The 6,819-nt window shown below is 63.4% G+C and carries 6 protein-coding genes and 1 pseudogene; 3 read left to right on the plus strand and 4 right to left on the minus strand.

Features of this window, described 5'->3' with window-relative positions:
* The first annotated feature begins 68 nt into the window (after positions 1 to 68).
* Positions 69 to 1,139, plus strand: coding sequence for a sigma-54 dependent transcriptional regulator (locus tag KBT70_RS20625; protein WP_296638700.1), 1,071 nt, complete (start codon positions 69 to 71; stop codon positions 1,137 to 1,139).
* On the opposite strand, the gene KBT70_RS20630 is transcribed toward KBT70_RS20625, so the two are convergent.
* From KBT70_RS20630 to KBT70_RS20640, 3 genes are all read right to left on the minus strand, one after another.
* The gene (locus KBT70_RS20630) at positions 1,125 to 3,758 is read right to left on the minus strand and encodes a PAS domain-containing hybrid sensor histidine kinase/response regulator (protein WP_296638703.1); all 2,634 of its coding nucleotides are present in this window, start codon (positions 3,756 to 3,758) and stop codon (positions 1,125 to 1,127) included. The two genes, KBT70_RS20625 and KBT70_RS20630, sit on opposite strands and share 15 nt — an antisense overlap.
* A gap of 3 nt (positions 3,759 to 3,761) precedes the next feature.
* A complete protein-coding gene (locus KBT70_RS20635) occupies positions 3,762 to 4,256 on the minus strand; it encodes an oxidoreductase (RefSeq protein WP_296638708.1) in 495 nt (164 codons plus the stop codon).
* Between the two features lie 229 nt (positions 4,257 to 4,485).
* Positions 4,486 to 5,070, minus strand: a complete 585-nt coding sequence (locus tag KBT70_RS20640) for a hypothetical protein (protein ID WP_296638711.1) — start codon at positions 5,068 to 5,070, stop codon at positions 4,486 to 4,488.
* Positions 5,071 to 5,214: 144 nt separating this feature from the next.
* Here KBT70_RS20640 and KBT70_RS20645 point away from each other — a divergent pair, with 144 nt between their 5' ends.
* Positions 5,215 to 5,910: a hypothetical protein gene (locus tag KBT70_RS20645; protein ID WP_296638715.1), complete on the plus strand. Its 696-nt coding sequence runs from the start codon at positions 5,215 to 5,217 to the stop codon at positions 5,908 to 5,910.
* 12 nt (positions 5,911 to 5,922) lie between these two features.
* The gene (locus KBT70_RS20650) at positions 5,923 to 6,621 is read left to right on the plus strand and encodes a PDZ domain-containing protein (RefSeq protein WP_296638719.1); all 699 of its coding nucleotides are present in this window, start codon (positions 5,923 to 5,925) and stop codon (positions 6,619 to 6,621) included.
* A gap of 15 nt (positions 6,622 to 6,636) precedes the next feature.
* Here the strand turns inward: KBT70_RS20650 and KBT70_RS20655 are convergent.
* Positions 6,637 to 6,819, minus strand: a pseudogene (locus KBT70_RS20655) (RNA polymerase sigma-54 factor); the annotation flags it as partial.

The following is a 6,819-nucleotide window of genomic DNA, read 5'->3' on the forward strand; positions in this document are numbered from 1 at the left end:
ACGCATAGGTAACGTCCGAGATGCTGTTAATGAGGATGCATATCCTTAAGCATACCGGATCGCGTAGCATGACAAGTTATTGGCCGACCTCTTCCATCACGGAACAGTTTCCCATCGACCTGCGGCTGGATGCCGTGCTGGTCGGTGATGCGCCGGTGATGCGGCGGTTGAAACAGGCGATCAGCATCATCGCCCCGAGCGATGTGCCGGTTCTGATCAACGGACCCACTGGCGCGGGCAAAGAGGTGGTGGCCAATGCGATGCACCTAATGTCGGGGCGCACGGGGCCGATGATTCCGGTCAATTGCGGGGCCATTCCCGCCGACCTGCTCGAATCCGAACTCTTTGGCCATGAAAAGGGCTCGTTCACGGGCGCTACGGCGCAGCGGATCGGGTTGATCGAACAGGCCGAGGGCGGCACGCTCTTTCTCGACGAGATTGGCGAGACGCCGCTGCATGTGCAGGTCAAGTTGCTGCGTGCGCTCGAAACCCAGACCATCCAACGGGTCGGGGGCGGCGCGCCGATCCCGGTCAATTTCCGCCTACTGAGTGCCACGCACCGCGATTTGCAGCAAGAAGTCATCCAAAAGCGGTTCCGCGAGGACCTGTTGTTCCGCATCGAGGTGTTCAGCCTGTGCGTGCCGGCCCTTTGTGAGCATGCCGAGGATATTCCGCAAATCCTGCGGGCGATGGAGCAGGGCAGCCGGGGCGGCAGCACGCTGCAACTGACCCCCGGTGCACTGGCGCTGCTCATGGCGCAGGACTGGCCGGGCAATGTGCGCGAATTGCGCAACTTTCATGACCGGGCGCAAATCCTCTTTCGCAACCGCACCATCACCGAAGAAGAAGCGCGCATCGCCATGGTGTCGCGCCTGAGTTTTGCCGGGGGTGCCCCGGTGGCGCCCGAGCCGGTGGTCGATACATTGCCGGAGGGTGTGACCGATCTCAAGGGGATGCTGGCCGGAAGCGGCACACTCGACCTGCGCACCATGTTGCAGCGGGTCGAGGTCAAGGTGATCCAATCGGCGCTGGAACTGAGCGAGGGGCGCGTTACCCGTGCGGCGGAAATGCTGCGGCTCAAGCGGACCACCCTCATCAGCCGCATGCAGAAGCTGGGGCTTGAATCAGACGGTCTCTGAGGTCGCGCCGGAATTTCCATCCGCAGGCAGAAGGGGTGCGAAATCGCTGCGCGCCTCGTTCAAGAGCGCCCGTGCAGCGGCGACGAGCCCGGTGGTGCCGGGGTCTGTGCCCGCCCGCGCGAGGGTTTCTGCCTCTGACAGGGTTTCTGTCAGCTCTTCCAGCCCGATGACGCCGGTCGATCCCACCGCCTTGTGAATGATCGCCGCCTTGTCGTCGAGCGTGAGGCCGGTGTCGATCATGGCCGCGAAGGCAGCTTCGGCATCGCTGAGCGTGGTGCGGACCAGCCGCCGCGCGGTATCGTGGCCCACCATTTTGCCCAGATCGTGCAGCAGGGTCGCGGCATCGCGGCTCTCGGTCACAAGATCCTCGTCCGCATCACCTTCTGCGGTTTCGACGGCGGCGCTCTCCTTGCGCCGCGTGTCGCGGATTGCGCGGGCGAGATGTTCCTGGCTGACGGGCTTGGTCAAGATATTGTCCATCGCTGCCGCCTGCTCGTCGCCGGTATGCGCGCCGATGAGGGCGGTCACGCCGATGATCACCGCCTGCGCGGAGCGCCCGCCAGAGGCGCGGATCATCCTGGCCGATGTCGGCCCGTCCATCACCGGCATCGAGAAATCCATCAGGATCACGTCAAAGGCCTCGGTCGCGGCCTTGTCCAGCGCCTCTTGGCCGTTCATGGCGGTGGCGGGATTATGGCCCATGCGCCGGACCATTTCGGTCATCAGGGTCAGGTTGATGTCATTGTCATCAACGACAAGGATACGCCGGGGCGTGTCCGTGATGAGGCGCTCTGCCGCCTTGGGTGCGGGTGCGGGGCCTTGCTGCGGCGCTTGTGACAGGCGCAGCGGGATCGTGAAGAAAAAGCGGCTGCCAACGCCCGGTGTGCTGTATAGGCCCAGAACGCCGCCTTGCCGTTCGATCGCGAGCTTGGCAATGGGCAGGCCAAGGCCCGTGCCCATGGCGGAATTCACCTCGCTGCGGCCAACGGTCTCGAAGCTCTCGAAAATGCGCTTTTGATCCTCGGGGGCAATGCCGATGCCGGTATCCTCGACCTCGACCGTGAGGTCGAGATTGTCGGGCGCGTGGCCGCCCAAGCTGAGCCGGATGGTGATGGTGCCATTCTTGGTGAATTTGGCCGCATTGCCGGCAAGATTATAGAGCGTGCGGGAAAAGGCATTGGGCAGACCTTCCAGCCGGTGCAGGTCAAAGTCGCCTTGGGTGATCAGTTCGATCCGGTTATTGGCCTTTTTGGCGAGGGGCTGCAATTCGTCCACGATGTCGGCGGCGATACGCGCGGGGCTGAAGGGCACGGGCGTTTCCGTGCTCTCGCCCAGACGGGTCAGTTCCAGCACGTCATCGACCTGAACGAGCGCGCGGGCGCTGCAATCGCGGGCGGTTTTCAGCAAGGCGCGGTTTTCGGGATACATGTCGGTTTCGTTGATCAACGAAAGCGAGGCCATCAGCCCATGCAGCGGCGTGCGCATCTCATGGCTCATGGTGGCGAGGAACATGCTCTTGGCGCGGGCGGCCTGTTCAGCCTGAACCAGGGCTTCACGCAGATTGGTTTCGGCCTCGACCTGAACCGAGATATCACGGATGAAGAGAATGACGATGGGATTGCCGGAAATGTCGTGATCCTCGACCATCGCGAAATCCACCGGAATCTCGCGGCCCACAGCGCTGCGGCAGGCGGCGACAAAGGGGGCCTTTTCCCGAGGTGCCAGACCCTCGACCGCGTCGCGCGGCACGGAGGGATCGAAGATCAGGATATCCTCGGCACGCATGGTCTGCAGGTCTTCGGCGGTATAGCCCAGAAGGCGTTGCGCGCGGGCGTTGCTGTAGAGGATGCGTGATTGCGGATCGGTCACGATGACCGCGTTCATGGTCGAATTGAACGCGGTCGAGAGCATGGCCGCGATGCGCCCTGTCTCGGCGGTGCGGCGCTCCAACTCGCGCCAGATGCGCACCGCCAGAACCGCGCCGATGGCCATCAGGCAGAAGAGAAGCAGGGATTGGATGAAAAAGCGCACAAAGAGGCGTTTTTCCTCTCCGCGCGCGCGGGAGGTTTCGACGGTGATTTCCTGAAGCCCGGCCACGGTGATGTCGCGGACCATCGGATAGGTGTCTTCGACGGCGGTGCGGAACGCCTCGAGTGCCGCCGGATCATCGCCTTTGATGGCGTCGATCCGGTTGGCAAGACGTTCGCGCGCGACCTTGAGCCGCTCGACCTGGTTCAGCAGGTCCTCGGATACCTCCATGCGTTGCAGGGTCGCGCTGAAGATGTCTACGCGGCTGTAAAAGATATCAAACTCTCGCTTGACCATGGCCAGCGTTTCCGGAGTGAGCGGTGCCGTGATATCGGGCCGCGTCACCAGAACTGCCGCATCGAGTTTCTGCATCAGCCCCAGATGATCCACCTCGAGCTGGGCCACGACCCAGCCGCCATTGTCGGTGTTGGCCGAGCGGATATCTTCGAGGCGCTGCTGAAAGGCCATCGCGCTGACGAGCAGCGCGATGCTGGCCACAAGCATCAGGAACAGCAGGATTTGCGCCGAAAGACGCTTGGTCGTGTTAAAGACCTTGTCTGGACCAGAACCTGTGGGGGGCGGAGTCAGCACGGGTCATTCCGCGAGAATGTCGATCTTGTTCAACTGCCACACACTGAGGGTAAAATACTCTTCGCTCTGATAGCGGGTGTCGGAATCATAGGGAAACACCAGCCAGAGCGGTCCTTTTTCGCGCACCGAAAAGGCCGCATCGTCGATCCGGATGGCGAGGATCGGCACGTTTTCTTCCATCCGCGCCTCGGGGAAGGTCACGTTGTAATCGTTGATGGCATAGACCCGCAGGTTGCCGGGCGTGCTGCCTGCGGCATCGAGCACGGTTTTCAGCGAGGGGCCCGAAAAGGTTTTGGGCGTCGTGTCGGTCCAGATGGTCGTTGTCTCAAAGCTCTGTTGCGGCAGGGCGAGAAGATCGGCCTCGGTGAAGGTCTTGGTCGCACCGCTGCGCAGATCGTTCACGGTCAGGATGACCTCGTCGGCGAAAGCAGGGCTTGCGACGGTTTGGGCAAGGGTAAGGCCAAGGGCCGCGAGGGTCAGAAAGAATCTACGATTCATGATGTGTCTCATTTGGATACCGGAACAAGGCGATGTCGCCGTGAGTGTTCTAGCAGAGTTTTTGGGGAGGCGGGTGCTATCTAAAGGGATAGGCATATCTAAAGATAGCAGCGCCCGGTGAAAGTGCTGCAAAATCAACGGATGGGTCGCTTGGGGAAGCCGTCACATAAATGTGAATTCTGCCCCTATGTTAGCATCCGCGCCCAGGATTGCAGCGGGTTGCGCAACGTCACATCACCGGCATAACGCGCAGGCCCTGAGCGATGCGGCGGGCCCAATTGGTGATATGCGGTTCGAATCGCAGGCGGGCATCGGGCAGGGCGGCCATCAAGACCATGATCGCGCGCTCGCGCCCGTCCTGCGGGGCCTTGAGACCCAGCCGGGCATGGTGCCAGATGCCATCGCCAAAGCACACCTCGCCATCGCGGTCCTGCAAGAGGCGCGCGGTCCATTTGGTGCCGAGGGTGTCAAAAGCCATGTCATAGGGCGGTTCCTGGGCGGTCTGGGTGCGCACCGCATGGGTCATCAGGAAATCATAGAGCACATCGGGATCGAGCAAGAGGATGTCTGATCCGACCTCGATCCAGCCTTCGGCGATGCGGCGGTCAAGCGCGCACCATTCCTGCTGGCCCTGCGCCCGAAAGGCCAGACGCTCGCCCTCGCCCGTGGCCTCGGCGATCTCATAGCTGCGCGCGCCCAAGGTGAGGTGGGCAAACGGTGCGCTGGCGCTGCAGACATGCCCATGGCTGGCGCAGCGGGGACGGCCCTCGGCACGGGGGGCGAAGGTATCGGTCATCAGTGTCTGGCTGTGCATGTGCAGGTCTCGATCTTGGGTCTGGGTCTGCGTGTGTCAACGACCGCCCCTGTCGGAATGTTAGCCGCTCACTTGGCATGAACCCTGCACGCTGGGGTCAAAGCCGGGTCTCCCGGTATGCCGCAACATCCGAAGGATTCCCGCATGACCACCCCCCCGACCGAGCTGGAAAACAGTATTCAACTGGCGCTGGAGGCGGCGACCGCCGCCAATGACAGCGCCGAGGACGTGGCGCGCGTGTCCACCGAGACATTGGCCGCCGCCGCGCGGCTGGACAAATTCGCCAAGGGCATGAAGCCGCTCTTGTTCGGTGTGGTGGCCGCGGCGGTGCTCTGTGTGGCGCTGGCCGGGCTGGTCTATCTGCGCACCCTGTCGGACATGCGCACCGCGACCGCCACGCAGATCGAGGCGCTGACGGTGTTTTCCAAATCCGTGGGCGATTTGCAGGCGCAGTTGGAGGCGCTGGGCGATATGTCCGAGAAGGTGGCGGCAATCGAGGCGGCACAGACCGCCGGGATCGAGCGGCTGGAAGCGGCGATGATGGCCGAGACCGCGCGTCTGGCCGAGGCCATGTCGGGCACCGAAGATCCCGCCGCGCCGCAAATGCTGCGCGGTCTGGTGGACCGGGTCGAGAGCAGCCATGTCGAGACACGCGATGCCTTTGCCAAGGGGTTGTCGGATCTGCAACTGGCCCTGACCAAGATGCTGGCCGAGCGGACCGAGGTGACGGCCAAGGCCGCACCTCAGAGTGTCGCCGCCGCCCCCAAGCCGGTTGCCAAGGCACCGTCGCGCAAGAAGCCGCAGGCCCGCGCCGAGCCCAATCCCTTTGGCTTTCCCTAGGAGGATGGGCGCATGAGTCCCTCTGATCCCGTGCTGCGCCCTACGGCGCTTGCGCTGGCCTCGGTCAATCCGCAAGGGAAATCGCTGGGGCTGCGGCCCGGTGACATCCTGTTGCGGGTGGACGGGCAGGCGGTGGATGGCAAGACCAAGGATATTCAGGCGCTCTTTCGCGCACAACCCGATCGCGCGCGTGTGCTGTGGATCTGGCGCGATGGGCAGGTGTGGCCGGTGCTGGGGCGCAGCGCCATTCTGGGGCGTTGGCGGGTGATGCCACGGCCAGAAGGGATTGCGACCCTGCCAGAACATCGCCCGGCGGAACGCTTGCAGAATTTCGATGTGATGATTGGCCCGGACGAGACCTATGATGCGCAGCCCCGGACGCCTTCGGTGATGGCGCTCTTGCCGCCGCTCTACATGGTCCAGATGCGGCTCTGGACGCCGCTGGCTCTCTGGGCGGCCCTGGCGCTGGTGTCCGTCCCTTTGGGATGGGTCGCGGGCGCGGCGCTGCAGATTCTGGTTTGTGTTTATTTCTGGCGGGCGGCCCCGATGCTGGTGCGGACGGATCGCACGGCGCGCGGCTTTCGCCTGTGGCGGGTGATTGCGGCGCGGTCAGAGCGGGACTTGCACCGGCAGATGACCAGCTTGGCGCCCGATCTGCGGTTTTTCCATGCGGCGGCACGGCCCATGCCCAAGCGGGTCGAGGCGCGCTGACGCCTCGGCCCTCTGTTACATCCCGTTCAACTTGCCCTGACGCTTGCGCTGAAAGGACGAGGGGATATGCAGCATGTCGCGGTATTTCGCGACCGTGCGACGGGCCAGAACCGGGCCATCGGTGCTGATCATCTGGGCGATGGCATCATCGCTGAGGGGATTGGCGGGGTCTTCATGCGCCACCATCTTTTGAATGCG

This window comes from Roseovarius sp., assembly GCF_018066915.1.
Taxonomy (GTDB): domain Bacteria; phylum Pseudomonadota; class Alphaproteobacteria; order Rhodobacterales; family Rhodobacteraceae; genus Roseovarius.

What these genes read in the sequence shown, in the direction of transcription:
- KBT70_RS20625 (WP_296638700.1), top strand. Translation starts at nt 69, where the DNA reads ATGACAAGTTATTGGCCGACCTCTTCCATCACGGAACAGTTTCCCATC.
- KBT70_RS20650 (WP_296638719.1), top strand. Translation starts at nt 5,923, where the DNA reads ATGAGTCCCTCTGATCCCGTGCTGCGCCCTACGGCGCTTGCGCTGGCC.
- KBT70_RS20640 (WP_296638711.1), bottom strand. Translation starts at nt 5,070, where the DNA reads ATGCACAGCCAGACACTGATGACCGATACCTTCGCCCCCCGTGCCGAG.
- KBT70_RS20635 (WP_296638708.1), bottom strand. Translation starts at nt 4,256, where the DNA reads ATGAATCGTAGATTCTTTCTGACCCTCGCGGCCCTTGGCCTTACCCTT.
- KBT70_RS20645 (WP_296638715.1), top strand. Translation starts at nt 5,215, where the DNA reads ATGACCACCCCCCCGACCGAGCTGGAAAACAGTATTCAACTGGCGCTG.